The following is a 16597-nucleotide window of genomic DNA, read 5'->3' as shown; positions in this document are numbered from 1 at the left end:
CTTTTCCTTTCCGAACCCCGCGTTTAGCGTGCGCGCATGTTCGGATTAGAGCTTTGGCAATTCGTCGCGGCCCTCGGGGTCACGCTGTTCGCGGGATTCGTGAAGGGGGCGATCGGCTTTGCCATGCCCATGATCATGATCTCGGTCTTCGGATCGATCATGCCCGCCACCACGGCGCTGGCGGCGATGATCCTGCCGACGCTGTTCACCAACATCCAGCAGGCGATGCGCGACGGGGTGCCGGCGGCTGCCGGGTCGATCCGGCGGTTCCGGCTGCATATCGCGATGGTGGGCGTCTTCATCTGCGTCTCGGCGGGGTTTGCCAACATCATCCCGCAATGGCTGATGTACGCGATCCTGGGTCTGCCGATCACGCTGTTCGCGCTGTGGCAGCTGTCGGGCCGCCCCATGACCATGAGCCTGCGCCACCAGAAGCGGGCCGAGGCCGTGTCGGGCGTGATCGGGGGTCTGTACGGCGGGATCTCGGGGATCTGGGGGCCGCCGCTGATCGTCTATCTGCTGTCCATCGGGATCGAGAAGAAGGAACAGGTCCGCGTGCAGGGCGTGGTCTTCCTGATCGGCGCGGTGGTGCTGACGGTAGCGCATCTGTTCTCGGGCGTGCTGAACGCGCAGACGGTGCCCCTGTCGCTGATCCTGTGCCTGCCGGGCTTCGTCGGCATGAAGCTGGGCTTCGCCTTGCAGGACCGGTTGGATGTGGGGCAGTTTCGCCGCTGGACGCTGGTCCTTTTGATCCTGACCGGCCTGAACCTGATCCGCCGCGCGCTTGAACTCTGGAGCATGTGATGATTGACGCCGCCGACCTGACCGCCCGCCTGATCCGCTGCCCCTCGGTGACGCCCGACGCGCACGAGGCGCTGGAACTGCTGGAGGGCATGCTGTCCGAGGCGGGCTTCGAGTGCCACCGCGCCGACCGCAACGGCACGCCGAACCTGTTCGCGCGGTGGGGCGCGAAGGGGGCGAAGACCATCGGCTTCAACGGGCATGTGGACGTGGTGCCGACCGGCGATCCGGCATCCTGGACGCATCCGCCCTTTTCCGGGCATGTCGATGCCGATGGCACGATCTGGGGGCGCGGGGCCACGGACATGAAATCGGGCGTCGCGGCCTTCGTCGCCGCCGCCATCGACTTCGTCCGCGACACGCCGCCCGAGGGCGCGATCATCCTGACCATCACCGGCGACGAGGAAGGCCCCTCGAAGGACGGCACGCCCGCGCTGCTTGACTGGATGGACGCGAACGGGGAGCGCATGGATGCCTGCATCGTGGGCGAGCCGTCGAACCCCGAGGTCATGGGCGAGATGATGAAGATCGGGCGTCGCGGCTCGATGACCTTCAACATCCGCGCGACGGGCAAGCAGGGGCACGCGGCCTATCCGCACAAGGCCAACAACCCGCTGCACGCGCTGACGCGGTTCCTGTTCGAACTGACCGCCGAGCCGCTGGACGAGGGGACCGACCATTTCGACCCCTCGGGGTTGCAGGTCACCTCGGTCGATTGCGGGAACCCGGCATCGAACGTCATCCCCGAACGCGCGACGGCAGTGGTCAACATCCGCTTCAACGACCTGCACACGGGCGCATCCCTGACCGAGCGGCTGCAGGCCCATGCCGACCGCATCACGCACGAGACCGGCGTGCGGATCGACCTGTCGGCCGACATCTCGGGCGAGGCGTTCCTGACCGCGCCCGGCCCCTTCGTCGACATGATCCGCGAGGTCGTCACACAGGAAACGAACCGCCAGCCGGTGCTGTCCACCTCGGGGGGGACCTCGGACGCGCGCTATGTCAAGAACCACTGCCCGGTGGTCGAATTCGGGCTGGTGGGCCTGTACATGCACCAGATCGACGAACGCGTGCCCGCAGCGCAGGTCAACCAGCTCAAGACCATCTATGGCCGCATGCTGGAAAGGTTCTTCGCATGAGGATCGAGGAAACCGACGATCTGGCCGCCTGCCACATGCTGCGCCGCAGGGTCTTCATCGACGAACAGGCCGTCCCCGAGGCCGACGAGATGGACGACCTGGACGACCTGGCGATCCACCTTCTGGGTCAGGATGAGGACGGCCCCTGGGGAACGGCGCGGCTGTTCGTGCAGGGCGATACCGGCAAGATCGGGCGCGTCTGCGTGCTGCCCCGGATGCGCGGGACGGGCGCGGGCGCGGCGCTGATGCGGGCGGCGCTGGATGCGCTGCGTGCAAGGCCGGGGGTTGTGCGCGCCAAGCTGAGTTCCCAAGTCCATGCCATCGGCTTTTACGAGAAACTGGGATTTGCGGCCCACGGCCCGGTTTACGACGATGCCGGCATTCCCCATCGTGACATGAGCCGCGAACTCTGACAACGCAGGCGCGTTGGCGACTGATGAAGGCATGACGCGATGAAGACGATTCCCAGCAAGGCCCAGATCCTCGAATGGGTGAACGACCACCCCGAGGCGAATTCCAAGCGCGACATCGCCAAGGCGTTCGGCATCAAGGGCGCCGCCCGGATCGAGCTGAAGCGCCTGCTGAAGGAGCTGGAATCCGAAGGCCAGCTGGAACGCCGCCGCAGGCATTACCTGGACGCCGAGAAGCTGCCCCCCGTCACGGTGCTGGAACTGCTGGCCCCCGACGGGTCGGGCGACCTGTTCGCCAAGCCGATCGAGTGGCGCGGCGACGCCCCCGCGCCGCGCATCCTGTTCGCCCCGCGAGAGGCCGATCCGGCACTGGGTCGCGGCGACCGCTTCCTTGGCCGCCTGATCGAGGTCGCGGGCGAGGATCACCAGTACCAGGCCCGCCTGATCCGTCGCATCACCGCCAGCCCCAACCGCATCACCGGCATCTTCCGCAAGGAGACGCAGGGCGGTCGCATCGTGCCCGTGGACAAGGGTCAGGACCGCGAATGGCGCGTGCGCGAGGACGCGACCCAGCATGCCGAGGATGGCGAGCTGGTCCAGGCCGAGCAGATCGGCCCGCGCGGGCGGATGGGTGTGCCCTGGGCGCGCATCACCGACCGGCTGGGCGATGCCTCGGCCCCGCGCGCCGTCAGCCTGATCGCGATCCACCAGCACGGCATCCCCGACGAATTCCCCGACGCCGTCCTGCGCGAGGCCGAGGCCGCCAAGCCCGCCGCGGAAAAGAACCGCGAGGATCTGCGCGACCTGCCGCTGGTCACCATCGACCCGTCGGATGCGCGCGACCACGACGATGCCGTCGCGGCCCATATCGAAGAGGATGGCGGCGCGACCATCTGGGTCGCCATCGCCGATGTCGCCCATTACGTCACGCCCGGCAGCGCGCTGGACCGCGAGGCATGGAAGCGCGGCAACTCGACCTATTTCCCCGACCGCGTGGTGCCAATGCTGCCCGAGGCGCTGTCGGCCGATCTGTGTTCGCTGCACGAGGGTGTGGACCGCGCCGTCATCGCCGTCCGGATGCGGCTGGATGCGCAGGGCAACAAGATCAGCCACCGCTTCCATCGCGGGATCATGAACAGCCGCGCCAGCCTTGCCTATGAACAGGCGCAGGCGGGGGCGGACGGCAATCCGGACGAGCAGACCGAACCGCTGATGGACAACGTGATCCGTCCGCTGTGGCACGCCTATGGCCTGCTGCGCGATGCGCGCAACCGCCGCCAGCCGCTGGAGCTGGACCTGCCCGAACGTCGGATCGAGCTGACGCCCGAGGGGCGCGTGAAATCGGTGAACTTCCGCGACCGGCTGGATGCTCACAAGCTGATCGAGGAATTCATGGTGCTGGCGAACGTCGCCGCCGCCGAGGAACTGACGCAGCGCGGGCGACCGCTTCTGTTCCGCGTCCACGAGGAACCCAGCCTCGAAAAGATGGACGCGCTGCGCGAGGTGGCGCAGGCATCGGGCTTCAACCTGGCCAAGGGGCAGGTGCTGCAGACCAGCCACCTGAACCGCCTTCTGGGCCAGGCCGAGGGCACCGATTTCGACGAGCTGATCAACATCAGCACGCTGCGGTCGATGACGCAGGCCTATTACCACCCCGAGAATTACGGCCATTTCGGCCTGGCGCTGAAAAGCTATGCGCATTTCACCTCGCCCATCCGGCGCTATGCCGACCTCGTGGTGCACCGGGCGCTGATCTCGGGGCATAGCTGGGGCAAGGACGGGCTGGACCCCGACCAGATCGAGCGCCTGGACGAGACCGCCAAGCATATCAGCGAGACCGAGCGCCGCTCGATGACCGCGGAACGCGACACGACCGACCGCTACCTTGCGGCCTATCTGGCGGATCGGGTGGGGGCCGAGATGACGGGCCGCATCAGCGGCATCCAGAAATTCGGCGCCTTCGTGAAGCTGGATGACAGCGGCGCGGACGGGCTGCTGCCGATCCGCACCATCGGGCGCGAGTATTTCCACTTCGACCCCGACGCGCAGATGCTGATCGGCGCGGATACGGGGCTGGAGATCGGCATCGGCCAGCGCGTGACCGTGCGCCTGACCGAGGCGATCCCGATGACCGGCGGCCTGACGCTGGAGCTGCTGGAGCTGGAGGGCAACAGCCTGCCGCGCGGTTCCCAGAAGGGGCGTCGCCGCGGGCCGTCTGGGCGCATGTCCACCAAGGCGCGGCTGGCCGAGGTCAAGCGCGCGACCAAGCGCCGCCGCAAGCGCTGAGCAGGGTGGCCGGGGGCGCGAACCCCCGGCGCCCCGTCAGATCATCCACAGCACCCCGCCGATCACCACGCCGGTGATCAGCAGCATCACCACGCAGAAGCCCATGATGTCGCGCGCCTTCAGCCCCGCGATCCCCAGCATGGGCAGCGCCCAGAAGGGCTGCAGCAGGTTGGTCCAGGCATCGCCCCATGCCACGCCCATCGCGACCTTCGCGGCATCCGCGCCAAGCGCCTCGGCGGCGGGCAGCATGACCGGTGCCTGCACCGCCCATTGTCCCCCGCCCGAGGGCACGAAGATGTTGACGATGCCCGCGCTGATGAAGCTCCAGAAGGGCAGGGTCTTCGCGGTCGAGATGGACACGAACCATTCCGACATCGAGGCCGCCAGCCCGCTCTGGATCATGATGGCCATGATCCCCGCATAGAAGGGGAACTGGATCACGATGCCCGCACCCCCGCGGATCGCATCGTCCAGCGCGTCCAGCAGGCTGCGCGGGCTGCCATGCAGCAGGATGCCCGCGAACAGGAACAGGAAGTTCACCACGTTGAGGTTGATGGCCCCGCCGCCGATGAAGTGCATCGCCAGCCACGCAAGGCCCGGCAGGCCGATCAGGTACATCAGCAGGGGGCTGTTCTCCAGCCGCTCGGCCGGGGTGGCGGCGCGGCGACGCTCAAGCCTGTCGTCATGCAGGATCGCGGGATCGACCAGGACCTCTTCCTCGCGGCGCGGCAGCATGGCGCGGTTGACCAGCGGCATGATGACGAACAGCGCGGCCACCAGGCCCAGGTTCCAGGCCGAGAAGATGGTCTGCGAGGTCGGGATCACGCCGATCTGGTCTTCGGTGAAATGGCCCGGCGTCGCGATGGTCAGCGGGATCGACCCGGCCAGGCCGCCATGCCAGACAAGAAAGCCGGAATAGGCCGATGCGACCAGCAGGCGGTAATCGACGCGGATCTGGCGTGCCAGCTCCTTGGCGAAGATCGCGCCGACCACCAGGCCGAAGCCCCAGTTGATCCAGCTGGCGGCCAGCGACACCAGCGTCACCAGCACGATCGCCCCGCCCGCCGAACCGGCCAGCCCCGCCAGCCGCGCCAGGATCCGCCGCACCGGCGGCGAGGATGCAAGGATGTAGCCCGTCACCAGGACCAGCAGCATCTGCATCGAGAAGGACAGCAGTTCCCAGAACCCTCCGCCCCAGTATTCGATCAGCTGATCGGGGGTCGTGCCCTGCGTCAGCATGGCGGCGGCGGCGGCGATCAGCGTCAGCACGATCACGAAGATGAACGCGTCCGGCAGCCAGCGCTCCATGAGGCGCGTGGCGGGTCGCGACAGAATTCGCAGCATTGTTTCCTCCCTTCGGTTTTCGCGGCGAGGCTGCGTCAACCGAAGGGGGAAGGCAAGGCGCTCAGCTTTCGCGGAAGGCCCGGTTGAAGTAATCCGACAGCGGCTTGACCAGATAGGCCATCGGGCTGCGTTCGCCGGTCTGGATATAGACCTCGACCGGCATGCCGGGGACCAGCGCCAGATCGCCCAGCTTCGACATCTCGTCTTGCGGGATCGACACCTCGGCGCGGTAATAGGGCACCTGCGTGGCCTCGTCGATCAGCGCATCGGCCGAGATGCGCTCCAGCCTGCCGTCGATCTCGGGGGTGGTGCGCGATGAGAAGGCCGAGAAGCGCAGCACGACCGGCTGGCCGGCCTGCACCTCGTCGACGTTGATGGTCGCCACGCGCGCGCCGATGACCAGCGGGCGGTCCTGCGGGATGATGTACAGGATCGGGTCCGCCGCACGCACGACCGAACGCGGGGTCGTGACCTGCAGGTTGTAGACGATGCCCGAGGCCGGGGCGCGGATCTCAAGCCGGCTGATCTGCTCGATCAGGCTGCGGCGGCGTTCGGCCAGCTCGAGTTCCCGATAGCCGAGGTCGCGCAGCTCGGTCTCGGCCACCTCGCGGCGTTCCGCGGACAGGCCGAGGCGCTGGATCTCGATCTCGGTCTTGCGGATCTCGACCGAGGCGCGGTTGGCCTGCAGCGATCCCAGTTCGCCGTCCATGCGCGCGGCCTCGCGTTCCAGGGCCAGCACGCGCGATGCCTGCGCAAGGCCGCGGTCCAGAAGGCTCTGCTGGTCGGCCAGTTCGCGGCCGATCAGCTCGCGCTGCGTGGCCAGCGCCTCGATCTGGGCATCGACGCCCTTCACTTCGCTGTCGATCTGTTCGGACTGCTTGGCCAGCTGGTCCAGCGACTGGCGCAGCGTGTCCAGGCGCGTGGCGAACAGGCTGGTCTGGCCGTCGATCAGGTCGCGCAGTTCTGCGGAATCGGCGGCCGCCTCGGTCAGTTCCTCGGGGAAGGTGACGGTGTCGGCATCGCCGCGCTCGGCCTCGAGCCTGCCACGGCGTGCGAGGATCTCGAAATACTGGCCCTCGACGATGGCCAATTCGGTCTGCAGCAGGTTGCCGTCCAGCGCGATCAGCAGGTCGCCCGCCTCGACGCTGGCACCGTCCTTGACGGCGATGGCCTTGACCACGCCGCCATCCAGGTGCTGGACGACCTGGCGCTGCTGCTCGACCTCGACCTGGCCGGTGGCGACGATCGCGCCCGAGATGTTGGTCGCCAGCGCCCATGTCACGAAGCCGCCCACCAGAAGCGTCACGGCCAGCGTGCCCGCGATGATCGGCCCGCGCACGGGCCAGCGTAGATTTCCCCGCCGGCTGATGGAACAGAAGGGCCGCCAGCCCCCCGAAAAACCGCGCACGCCCCATCAGGATCTAGTTGGCGATCATCGCGCCCGGTGTCAGTTGCTACTGCAGCACCAGCCACGCGCCGGTGGCCAGCATCGCGCTTTGCAAGAACAACTGAAAGGTCCGCGAGAAGACCGTGAACCCGGAGGACGTGTCGCCCGCCCGTTGCTGTCCTGCGCTTGCACCCGCGACCGCCACCAGCACGAACAGCGCGGTCAGCGTCTCGACCGAGCGCGAGGCGAGGACGCGGTCATAGACCTGCAGCATGAACAGCGGGCCCGTCAGCATCAGCAGGTTCACCACCGCCGAGAACAGGGCGACCGCCACGAACAGCCTCCAGCCCGTGGCCCTTGCGGCGCGCAGTTCCTTGTCCCCGTCATGGGGCAGCGGTCTTTGGCTCATTTTCCGGTCCCGTCCGCAGCCCCGTGGGTGCGGGGCTTGTCTGAAATCGATCACGACCATATCACCGGAGATGAACTAAAAAACCGTGTCTTGTCCGGTTGGCGACAGATTGGCCGCGAACCGAGGCCGGGCAGCATCGAAAGGCGCATCCGGACGTGAACCCCCTCCTTCCCATCGCGCTTCTTGCCGTCTTGACCGCCGCGGGCTGCGCCAGCGATCCGCAGATGCGCGACGGCGTGCTGATCGACGACCCCTACGAGGCCGCGAACCGCCGCGTCCACGCCTTCAACAAGGGCGTGGACGCGCATGTCGTGGGCCCCGTCGCGAACCGCCTCAAGGGGGACGGCGCGGATGCCGGTCCCGCGCCGCAGCCGGGCGATCCGATCGGGCCGGTGCGGATGATGGCCAATGCGGGCCGCAACCTGTCGCTGCCGGGCAAGGCGCTGAACGGGCTGCTGCAGGGGCGCCCCGGCAATGCGGGGATGAACGCGCTGCGCTTCGCGACGAACACGACCGTCGGTCTTGGGGGCCTGTTCGATCCCGCCGCCGACAGCTTCGGCTGGACCGAGCGCGACACCGATTTCGGCGAGACGCTGGCCGTCTGGGGCGCCCCCGAGGGGGCCTATCTGGAGCTGCCGCTGATCGGCCCCTCGACCCTGCGCGACACGGCGGGGCGGGTGGTCGACATCGCGATCGATCCGCTTGGCCAGGTGCTGGACGCCCCCGAACGCCGCGCGGCCTTCGCGCTGCGGGTGGGGGCCAAGGCCACCGACCGCGCCCGTTTCGGCGACACGATCGACGGGATCCTTCAGGGCAGCGCCGACAGTTATGCACAGACGCGGCTGATCTGGCTGATGAACCGCCGCCACGAGCTTGGAGAAGAGAGTGCAGATATCGATCCCTACGGCGACGATGCCGTCATCGACCCCTATGAATGACCGCCGCGGCTTTCTGGGGCTGATCGCCTCGGGGGCGGCGCTGGTCGCCGCGCCTGCATGGGCGCTGGATTCGAACGGCGCGCGCGCGCTGATCGACCGGTCCCTGGCCGAGGTCTATGCCGTGATCAATTCCGGCAAGGCCCCCGCGCAGATGTATCGCGACTTCGAGGCGATCTTTGCCCGCCATGCCGATGTGGACGTGATCGCCCGTTCGGCCATGGGCCCCGTCGCGCGCCAGATCGATGCGGCGCAGTTCGCGGTCTACAAGGCAGCCTTCCAGGGCTATATCGGGCGCAAGTACGGCAAGCGCTTCCGCGAGTTCATCGGCAGCCGGATCGAGGTGACGGGCGCGCGTCCGCTCAAAAGCTTCTATGCCGTCTCCTCGGTCGCCTATCTGAACGGTCGCGCGCCGATGGAGGTGGAATGGCACGTCTCGGACAAGTCCGGGCGCGACCTGTTCTTCAACATCATCATCGAGGGCGTGAACATGCTGGCCAGCGAGCGCGCCGAGATCGCGGCCATGCTGGCACGCCGGGGCGGCGACGTGGCCGCGCTGACGGCCGACCTGCAGCAGGCGGGCTGAACGAGAAAGGGCGGGCCGCGATGGCCCGCCCCCTTGGCGTTCCCGGATCTGCGGGTCAGTTCCCGCCCAGGATCCCGTTCAGCGCCCGCGACAGCGCATCGTCGCTGCTGGCGCCGCTGTTGCTTGCGGGCGTCGGCGCGGCGGGGGCGGGATCGCCCCGACGCTCGGCCTCGATGGTGTTCATCACGCCTGCCAGCGCCGCGGCCAGCGGATCGTCCGCCGAACCCGAGGTGACGACCTTGGGCGTCGAATCGCCCTGCGACATGATGATGCCGCTGCCGTCCGGCGACACGGTGGACAGCGCCAGTTCCGGCAGACCCTCGTGGATCTCGGACATGACGGCCTGCCAGATCTCGGCCGGAAGGCCGCCGCCGGTCACGCCCGACAGGGGCGTGTTGTCGTCATAGCCCATCCAGACGCCGGTGACATACTGCTCGGTAAAGCCCACGAACCACGCATCGCGATAGCTGCTGGTCGTGCCGGTCTTGCCCGCGACGGGACGGCTGCCCAGGCTGGCGCGACCGCCGGTGCCCTCGGTGATGACCTTCTGCATCATGTAGATCAGCTGGCCCGCCGCGCGCTGGCTGATGACACGCTCGCCGAAGCCGCCGGTCTGGCCCATCATGGGCCGGTCGTCGCCGCGCATGGTCAGGTCGATCACCCCGTAGGGCGCGACCGAGGTGCCGCCGTTGCGGATGCCCGCATAGGCGCCGGTCAGTTCCAGCAGCGTCGCCTCGGACGCGCCCAGGCCCAGGGACGGGCTGCGGGTCAGGTTGCTGACGATGCCGAAATCATGGGCGATGCGGATTACCTGGTCGCGGCCCGCCAGTTCCTGCAGGCGGATCGTGGCGACGTTCAGCGACTGCGCCAGCGCGGTGGTCATGCTGACCGTGCCGTGGAAGCGGCGGGTATAGTTCTGGGGCGACCAGTTCTTGCCGCCCGGAATGCGGATCGTCAGCGGGCTGTCGTCCACGCGGTCGGCGGGACCATAGCCCGCCTCGAGCGCCGCGGCATAGACGAAGGGCTTGAAGGACGAGCCGGTCTGGCGCTTGGCCTGGGTCGCGCGGTTGAACGCGCCGTTCACGGTGCTGTCGCGCCCGCCGATCATGGCGCGGACGGCGCCGTCGGCGGACATGACGACGACCGCGGCCTCGGCCTTGGACCCGTCCTTGACCTTCTCGTCGAAGACGCGCTGCAGGGCACGTTCGGCCGCGCGCTGGATGCGCTGGTCGAAGGTCGTGCGGATGGTCACGTCCTCGGTCGTCTCGCTGGTCAGGAAGCCGGGGCCGGATTCCATCAGCCAATCGGCGAAATACCCGCCCGCGCGGGCATCGGCGGCCTGCGACAGGGTGGCGGGATTGGCGCGGGCCTCGGCCAGCTGCTGGTCGTCAATATAGCCCTGTTCGGCCATCAGCCCCAGCACGACATTGGCGCGTTCCTGCGCGCGCTCGATGCTGGCGGTGGGGGCATAGCGGCTGGGCGCGACCAGGAGGCCCGCCAGCATCGCGGCCTCGGCGGGGGTCACCTGGCTTGCGGGCTTGTTGAAGTAGCGCTGGCTTGCGGCCTCGAAGCCGCGCGCGCCGCCGCCCAGATAGGAGCGGTTCATGTAGATGTTGAGGATGTCGTCCTTGCCGTATTTCGCCTCCATGGCGAAGGCGAAGGGCACTTCCTTGATCTTGCGCCACAGGCTGCCGACGCGGCAGGCGGCCTCGAACTCGGCCTCGTTCTTGTACTGGGTGGGGTCGAAGGTCTCGCCCAGGCACAGCAGCTTGGCGACCTGCTGCGTGATGGTCGAGCCGCCGTGACCTTCCAGCGGGCCGCGGCCCTCGGCCATGTTGATCTTGATGGCGCTGGCGACGCCGCGCGGGCTGACACCCAGGTGCCCGTAGAAGCGGCGGTCCTCGGTCGCGATGACGGCATGCTTCAGGACGGGCGCGATCTCGGTGCTGTCGACCGCGCCATAGGTCTCGCCGCGCCAGGCGAAGACGCGGCCGTCGCGGTCCAGCATCGTCACCGACCCGCGCGCGCGGCCGTCGAACAGCTCCTGCGCCTCGGGGAGGTTGATGTAGAAATAGGCCGTCGCGGCGCCCACGATCAGCGCGACCGTCATGGCCAGGCGCCAGATCGAGCCCCAGACGATCCGCCAGATCAGCGACACGAAGCCTGCGATCCAGCCGACCGGCCCGCGGTTCGCGCGGCGCGGCCTGTGGCGGCGAACCTTCTTCGCGGCGGGCTTGCCTTCGGGCGCGGCGGGCTTGCCTTCGGGCGCGGCGGGCTTGCCTTCGGGCGCGGCGCGCCTTTCGGCAACGGGGCTCTTGCCCTTGCGGGGCGGGGTTCCGGTGGGTCGTTTCATGCCAAGGATGCCTGCGTGACTGCCAGTGCCGGTTCTGCCGGCGTGATTGTGCGCAAGCTACATGAGTTTGACCCTCAGGGGAATTCCATTGGCCAATTCGTGATCTGGGCCGCAGCGGCCGGGGGGATTCCCGCCGGTCGCGGGATTCCGCCGCGCAAGGGGCCGCCGCTGCACGCATGGCGGGCATCGCTGCGGAAAGATCAGACCGATCCGGCCCGAAAGGCGGGCAAAGGGCGCGGATTCTGCCCATAATCGCGGCAGATCGCGATTCCGTGGGCCTGTCTTGCGGGCACATCTTTGCCCGCTGGTCCCTATTGCCGATGAAAAGGGCGATGGCAGCCGGACCGGCGGCTGTGGCACGAAGCGAGGTTTAACACATGCAAAAGACCCTTCCGCTCATCGCGACACTTGCGACGCTGGCAGCCTATCCTGCTGCCGCGCAGGATGCCGCGGCGCCCGCGGAGGCGGCCGCCGCTGTCAGCGCGGATGTCGTCTATATCTTCAACACCCTGCTGTTCCTGATCGGCGGCTTCCTCGTGATGTGGATGGCCGCGGGCTTCGCCATGCTCGAGGCGGGCCTGGTGCGTTCCAAGAACGTGACGACCCAGCTGTTCAAGAACATCTCGCTGTTCGCGATCGCGGGCATCATGTACTGGCTGATCGGCTACAACCTGATGTATCCGGGCGAATGGACCATGCCGGGTGTCATCGGCGAGATCTTCAGCCCCAAGGGCATCGACCCCGTCGGCGCGGGCGTGGCCGATGACGGCTACTCGTCCGGTTCGGACTTCTTCTTCCAGCTGATGTTCTGCGCGACCACCGCGTCCATCGTCTCGGGCACCCTGGCCGAGCGCGTGAAGCTGTGGCCCTTCCTGATCTTCACGGTCGTGCTGACCGGCGTCATCTACCCGATCGAGGCCAGCTGGCAGTGGGGCGGCGGCTTCCTGAGCGAGATGGGCTTCTCGGACTTCGCGGGTTCGACCCTGGTCCACGCGGCAGGCGGCTTCGCGGCACTGGCAGGTGCGATCGTGCTGGGCGCACGTCACGGCAAGTACCGTCCCGACGGCCGCATGCAGCCGATGCCCGGTTCGAACCTGGCGCTGGCGACGCTCGGCACGTTCATCCTGTGGCTGGGTTGGTTCGGCTTCAACGGCGCGTCGCAGCTGGCCATCGGGTCGGTCAATGACGCGGCCGATGTCAGCCGCATCTTCGTGAACACCAACATGGCCGCATCGGCCGGTGCCGTGGCCGCCGTCATCGTGACGCAGCTGGTCTATGGCAAGATCGACCTGACCATGGTGCTGAACGGCGCGCTGGCGGGCCTCGTCTCGATCACGGCCGAGCCGCTGACGCCCACGATCTTCGCCTCGATCCTGATCGGCGGCGTGGGTGGTGCGATCGCCTGCTTCGTGGTCCCGATGCTGGACAAGATGAAGATCGACGACGTGGTCGGCGCGATCCCGGTCCACCTGGTGGCGGGCATCTGGGGCACGATCATCGTCCCGGCGACGAACCCCGATACCAGCTTCGTCACGCAGGCCATCGGCATCGTCTCCATCGGCGCCTTCGTCTTCGTGGTCAGCTTCATCATCTGGTCGATCCTGAAGGCGACCATGGGCATCCGCGTCAGCAAGGAAGCCGAGATCACCGGTCTCGACATCTCGGAGATGGGGATGGAAGCCTATCCGGACTTCGTCCAGGCGAAATGATCGCCGCGACATAACGGGTCTCTTCCCGGAGAGGGGGCGGGTCGCGCAATGCGGCCCGCCCCTTCCGTTTCGGGGCCCCGGAATGCGAAAGGCCCGCCATGATGGCGGGCCTTCGTCGTCGTTCTTGGGGCTGGGGGTCAGGCGATGCGTTCGACCACGAAATCGGCCAGGTCCGACAGCATGTCGCGGATCGGATGCTCGGGCAGGATCTGCAGGGAGGCGCGGGCCCTGGCCGCCCAGTCCAGCGCGTCGCGGCGGGCATCGGCCATCGCGCCGTGGCGGGCCAGCAGTTCCAGCGCGTGTTCAAGGTCGCCGTCCTTCTGGTCGCCCTTCTCGATGGTGCGCGACCAGAAGGCGCGTTCCTCGGGGGTGGCGCGGGCCACGGCCTTGATCACCGGCAGCGTCAGCTTGCGTTCGCGGAAATCGTCGCCGGTATTCTTGCCGATCGCCTCGGCGGTGCCGCCGTAATCCAGCAGGTCGTCCACGATCTGGAAGGCGATGCCAAGCGCGTCGCCGTAATCGAACAGCGCGCGGACCTGCGCATCGGGGACGCCCGCGATGACGCCGCCCACCTCGGTCGCGGCCGAGAACAGCGCTGCCGTCTTGCCGCGCACGACCTGCAGATAGATGTCCTCGTTCGTGGCCAGATCCTGCGCCGCGGTCAGCTGCAGCACCTCGCCCTCGGCGATGGTGGCGGCGGCGTTCGACAGGATCTCGAGCGTGCGCATGCTGCCGGGTTCGACCATCAGCTGGAAGCTGCGCGCGAACAGGTAATCGCCGACCAGCACGCTGGACTTGTTGTCCCACAGCAGGTTCGCCGTCGGACGCCCGCGGCGCTGGCGGCTTTCGTCGACCACGTCGTCATGCAGCAGGGTCGCGGTGTGGATGAATTCGACCGTCGCGGCCAGATGCACGTGATAGGGGCCGCCATAGCCAAGCAGCTTCGCCGCGGCCAGGGTCAGCATCGGGCGCAGGCGCTTGCCGCCGGCCTCGATCAGGTGGGCGGTCACCTCGGGGATGCGCGGCGCATGCCTGCTGGCCATGCGTTCGCGGATCAGCGCGTTCACGGCCTCCATCTCGGGTGCCAGCGCCTCGGCCAGCCGGTCCAGTGGTTTGCGGACGTCTTCCTGCACGTTCATCACATCATCCCGTGTCTGCGCCCTCGCATTGCCATGCCATCGACAAATGCGCAACCGCCGCATAACGTCGCGGCCATGAAAGAGCTTTTCCGCAGCAACGATCCCGTGCGCATCTCGGCGGCCCAGAGCCTGCTGGAAGCCGAGGGGATCACGACCTTCCAGATGGACCAGCACATGAGCGTGCTGGAAGGGTCGATCGGCATCCTGGCGCAGCGCGTCATGGTGGCCGACCGGGACGAGTTCATGGCCCGCGCCATCCTGCGCGACGCGGGCCTGGATGAGTGATCTTCGCCGCGACGGGTTCCTGGGCGGGCGGCTGCAGCTGTGGCAGCCCGCGCGCGGGTACAGGTCGGGCGCGGATGCGGTGATGCTGGCCGCTGCCTGCCGCGCGGCGCCGGGCGACAGCGTGCTGGAACTGGGATGCGGGGCGGGCGTCGCCAGCCTGTGCCTGGCCGCGCGCGTGCCGGGGCTGCGCTGCACCGGGCTGGAGCGTCAGGCCGATTATGCCGCGCTGGCCCTGCGGAACGCGCAGGAATGCGGGCTGCCGCTGGACGTGCTGACAGGCGATCTGTCGGATCCGCCGGCAGGGCTGCGGGGCAGGGGCTTCGACCACGTCATCATGAACCCGCCCTATTTCCTTGGCGGCACGCCCGCGCCCGATGCGGGCCGCGCGACGGCACGGACCGAGGAGACGCCGCTGGACGACTGGCTGGACGCGGGGCTGCGGCGGCTGAACCCCAAGGGCTGGCTGACGGTGATCCAGCGCGCCGACCGGCTGGACCGGATCATCGCCGCATTGCAGGGGCGGGCGGGTGCGATCGCCATCTTGCCGATCGCCGCGCGCCAGGGCCGCGAGGCGGGGCGCGTCATCGTCGCGGCCCGCAAGGGCGCACGCGCACCGCTGCGCCTGCTGGCCCCCTTCGTGATGCACGACGCCCCCCGCCATGACGTCGACCGAGAGGACCTGACCCCCGCCGCGCAGGCGGTTCTTCGCGACGGACTGCCGATCACGATTTGATTTGCGAAAGTCTCGTGACAGAATCGCCAAAGCGTGCTGCACTGACCCTGTTCGAACCACTTCTTATGGAGGACGTGATGTCGGTTGCTTCGCATGTCGAGGAACTTCGCCGCAAACATCAAAAGCTTTCGGATGCAGTTGAAAGGGCTCAGAAAAGTCCCGGCTCCAGCGACCTGGAGCTGACGGCGCTGAAGCGCGAGAAACTGCGCCTGAAGGAACAGATCTCCAGATACGGCCACTGATCCCTTCGACGGTGACAGCCACATGAAAAGGCCCGCGCGTTCAGCGCGGGCCTGCTTCGTTCCGGGGCCTTCGATCAGATGTAGTACTGGCCGCCATTCGCCGTGATGGTCGAGCCTGTGACGAAGCCCGCATCGTCGGAGGCCAGGAACACCACGCAGCGCGCGATCTCGGACGGCTCGCCCAAGCGGCCGACGGGGATCTGCGCGATGATCCCCTCGCGGACCTGTTCGGGAACGGCCATCACCATGTCCGTCGCGATATAGCCGGGGCAGATCGCGTTGACGGTGATGTTGTTGCGCGCGCCTTCCTGCGCCAGCGACTTGGTGAAGCCCAGGTCGCCCGCCTTGGCCGCGGCATAGTTCGCCTGCCCGAACTGGCCCTTCTGCCCGTTGATCGAGCTGATGTTGATGACGCGTCCGAACTTGCGTTCGCGCATGCCCGGCCAGACCGGATGGGTCATGTTGAAGGTGCCGGTCAGGTTGGTGTCGATGACCTCCTTCCACTTCTCGGGCGTCATCTTGTGGAAGGGCGCGTCGCGGGTGATCCCGGCATTGTTGACCAGCACGGCGATCGGGCCCAGATCCTCTTCGACCTGGGCGATGCCGGCCTTGCAGGCATCGTAATCGGCGACCGACCACTTGTAGGTCTTGATGCCGGTTTCCTCGGTGAAGGCCTTGGCCGCGTCGTCATTGCCGGCATAGTTCGCGGCGACGGTATAGCCTGCGGCCTGAAGCGCCTTGCAGATCTCGGCGCCGATGCCGCGCGATCCGCCGGTGACCAGTGCTACCTTGGACATGATTCCCCCCTTCATTCGTTATCGTAAAACATTGCTACT

The 16597-nt window shown here is 67.8% G+C and carries 15 protein-coding genes and 1 pseudogene; 10 read left to right on the top strand and 6 right to left on the bottom strand.

Annotated elements, in window-relative coordinates:
- Positions 1-36: 36 nt before the first annotated feature.
- Genes F804_RS0100870 through rnr form a run of 4 tightly spaced genes read left to right on the top strand, consistent with a single transcriptional unit; the run spans position 37 to position 4639 of the window.
- The gene (locus tag F804_RS0100870) at positions 37-804 is read left to right on the top strand and encodes a sulfite exporter TauE/SafE family protein (protein ID WP_022705853.1); all 768 of its coding nucleotides are present in this window, start codon (positions 37-39) and stop codon (positions 802-804) included.
- Positions 801-1943, top strand: a complete 1143-nt coding sequence (dapE, locus tag F804_RS0100865) for a succinyl-diaminopimelate desuccinylase (protein ID WP_028725457.1) — start codon at positions 801-803, stop codon at positions 1941-1943. The genes F804_RS0100870 and dapE overlap by 4 nt, the downstream gene beginning before the upstream one ends.
- Entirely contained in the window at positions 1940-2356 is a 417-nt protein-coding gene (locus F804_RS0100860; protein WP_022705851.1) for a GNAT family N-acetyltransferase, read from the top strand. The genes dapE and F804_RS0100860 overlap by 4 nt, the downstream gene beginning before the upstream one ends.
- A 39-nt stretch (positions 2357-2395) precedes the next feature.
- Positions 2396-4639 (top strand): ribonuclease R, encoded by a 2244-nt coding sequence (gene rnr / locus F804_RS0100855; protein WP_022705850.1) that lies wholly within the window; start codon positions 2396-2398, stop codon positions 4637-4639.
- 36 nt (positions 4640-4675) lie between these two features.
- Here rnr and F804_RS0100850 read toward each other — a convergent pair whose 3' ends face one another.
- From F804_RS0100850 to F804_RS17765, 3 genes and pseudogenes are all read right to left on the bottom strand, one after another.
- Entirely contained in the window at positions 4676-5983 is a 1308-nt protein-coding gene (locus tag F804_RS0100850; protein WP_022705849.1) for a short-chain fatty acid transporter, read from the bottom strand.
- A 61-nt stretch (positions 5984-6044) separates the two neighbouring features.
- On the bottom strand, positions 6045-7322 hold the full coding sequence (locus F804_RS0100845; protein ID WP_022705848.1) for an HlyD family type I secretion periplasmic adaptor subunit: 1278 nt from the start codon (positions 7320-7322) through the stop codon (positions 6045-6047).
- A gap of 250 nt (positions 7323-7572) precedes the next feature.
- Positions 7573-7779: pseudogene (locus F804_RS17765) on the bottom strand (type I secretion system permease/ATPase); the annotation flags it as partial.
- Positions 7780-7934: 155 nt separating this feature from the next.
- On the opposite strand from F804_RS17765, the gene F804_RS15195 reads away from it, so the two are divergent.
- Together F804_RS15195 and F804_RS0100830 are read left to right on the top strand one after the other, a co-directional pair.
- Positions 7935-8717, top strand: coding sequence for an MlaA family lipoprotein (locus tag F804_RS15195; protein ID WP_022705846.1), 783 nt, complete (start codon positions 7935-7937; stop codon positions 8715-8717).
- A complete protein-coding gene (locus F804_RS0100830) occupies positions 8692-9300 on the top strand; it encodes an MlaC/ttg2D family ABC transporter substrate-binding protein (protein ID WP_028725455.1) in 609 nt (202 codons plus the stop codon). The genes F804_RS15195 and F804_RS0100830 overlap by 26 nt, the downstream gene beginning before the upstream one ends.
- Positions 9301-9355: 55 nt before the next feature.
- Here F804_RS0100830 and F804_RS15190 read toward each other — a convergent pair whose 3' ends face one another.
- Positions 9356-11653, bottom strand: coding sequence for a transglycosylase domain-containing protein (locus F804_RS15190; protein ID WP_022705844.1), 2298 nt, complete (start codon positions 11651-11653; stop codon positions 9356-9358).
- Positions 11654-12030: 377 nt separating this feature from the next.
- Here F804_RS15190 and F804_RS0100820 point away from each other — a divergent pair, with 377 nt between their 5' ends.
- On the top strand, positions 12031-13362 hold the full coding sequence (locus tag F804_RS0100820) for an ammonium transporter (protein ID WP_022705843.1): 1332 nt from the start codon (positions 12031-12033) through the stop codon (positions 13360-13362).
- A gap of 137 nt (positions 13363-13499) precedes the next feature.
- On the opposite strand, the gene F804_RS0100815 is transcribed toward F804_RS0100820, so the two are convergent.
- Positions 13500-14501 carry a polyprenyl synthetase family protein gene (locus F804_RS0100815; RefSeq protein WP_022705842.1) on the bottom strand — a complete coding sequence of 334 codons (1002 nt, stop codon included), beginning with the start codon at positions 14499-14501 and terminating at the stop codon, positions 13500-13502.
- A gap of 75 nt (positions 14502-14576) precedes the next feature.
- Here F804_RS0100815 and F804_RS0100810 point away from each other — a divergent pair, with 75 nt between their 5' ends.
- From F804_RS0100810 to F804_RS17065, 3 genes are all read left to right on the top strand, one after another.
- A complete protein-coding gene (locus F804_RS0100810) occupies positions 14577-14786 on the top strand; it encodes a putative signal transducing protein (RefSeq protein WP_022705841.1) in 210 nt (69 codons plus the stop codon).
- Positions 14779-15519 (top strand): tRNA1(Val) (adenine(37)-N6)-methyltransferase, encoded by a 741-nt coding sequence (locus tag F804_RS0100805; RefSeq protein WP_022705840.1) that lies wholly within the window; start codon positions 14779-14781, stop codon positions 15517-15519. Before F804_RS0100810 ends, F804_RS0100805 begins: the two co-directional genes overlap by 8 nt.
- A 77-nt stretch (positions 15520-15596) precedes the next feature.
- Positions 15597-15761, top strand: a complete 165-nt coding sequence (locus tag F804_RS17065; RefSeq protein WP_084686382.1) for a YdcH family protein — start codon at positions 15597-15599, stop codon at positions 15759-15761.
- Between the two features lie 74 nt (positions 15762-15835).
- Here the strand turns inward: F804_RS17065 and phbB are convergent, their stop codons facing one another.
- Entirely contained in the window at positions 15836-16558 is a 723-nt protein-coding gene (gene phbB / locus F804_RS0100795) for a beta-ketoacyl-ACP reductase (RefSeq protein ID WP_022705838.1), read from the bottom strand.
- Positions 16559-16597: the final 39 nt, after the last annotated feature.

The sequence above is a fragment of the Paracoccus zeaxanthinifaciens ATCC 21588 genome (assembly GCF_000420145.1).
Classification (GTDB): Bacteria; Pseudomonadota; Alphaproteobacteria; order Rhodobacterales; family Rhodobacteraceae; genus Paracoccus; species Paracoccus zeaxanthinifaciens.
Note: the sequence above shows the minus strand (reverse complement) of the source record. Positions and strands in the feature narration are given on the sequence as shown.

What these genes read in the sequence shown, in the direction of transcription:
- F804_RS0100870 (WP_022705853.1), top strand. Translation starts at nt 37, where the DNA reads ATGTTCGGATTAGAGCTTTGGCAATTCGTCGCGGCCCTCGGGGTCACG.
- F804_RS0100860 (WP_022705851.1), top strand. Translation starts at nt 1,940, where the DNA reads ATGAGGATCGAGGAAACCGACGATCTGGCCGCCTGCCACATGCTGCGC.
- F804_RS0100830 (WP_028725455.1), top strand. Translation starts at nt 8,692, where the DNA reads ATGCCGTCATCGACCCCTATGAATGACCGCCGCGGCTTTCTGGGGCTG.
- F804_RS17065 (WP_084686382.1), top strand. Translation starts at nt 15,597, where the DNA reads ATGTCGGTTGCTTCGCATGTCGAGGAACTTCGCCGCAAACATCAAAAG.
- F804_RS0100820 (WP_022705843.1), top strand. Translation starts at nt 12,031, where the DNA reads ATGCAAAAGACCCTTCCGCTCATCGCGACACTTGCGACGCTGGCAGCC.
- F804_RS0100810 (WP_022705841.1), top strand. Translation starts at nt 14,577, where the DNA reads ATGAAAGAGCTTTTCCGCAGCAACGATCCCGTGCGCATCTCGGCGGCC.
- F804_RS0100805 (WP_022705840.1), top strand. Translation starts at nt 14,779, where the DNA reads ATGAGTGATCTTCGCCGCGACGGGTTCCTGGGCGGGCGGCTGCAGCTG.
- rnr (WP_022705850.1), top strand. Translation starts at nt 2,396, where the DNA reads ATGAAGACGATTCCCAGCAAGGCCCAGATCCTCGAATGGGTGAACGAC.
- phbB (WP_022705838.1), bottom strand. Translation starts at nt 16,558, where the DNA reads ATGTCCAAGGTAGCACTGGTCACCGGCGGATCGCGCGGCATCGGCGCC.
- F804_RS0100815 (WP_022705842.1), bottom strand. Translation starts at nt 14,501, where the DNA reads ATGAACGTGCAGGAAGACGTCCGCAAACCACTGGACCGGCTGGCCGAG.
- F804_RS15190 (WP_022705844.1), bottom strand. Translation starts at nt 11,653, where the DNA reads ATGAAACGACCCACCGGAACCCCGCCCCGCAAGGGCAAGAGCCCCGTT.
- F804_RS0100850 (WP_022705849.1), bottom strand. Translation starts at nt 5,983, where the DNA reads ATGCTGCGAATTCTGTCGCGACCCGCCACGCGCCTCATGGAGCGCTGG.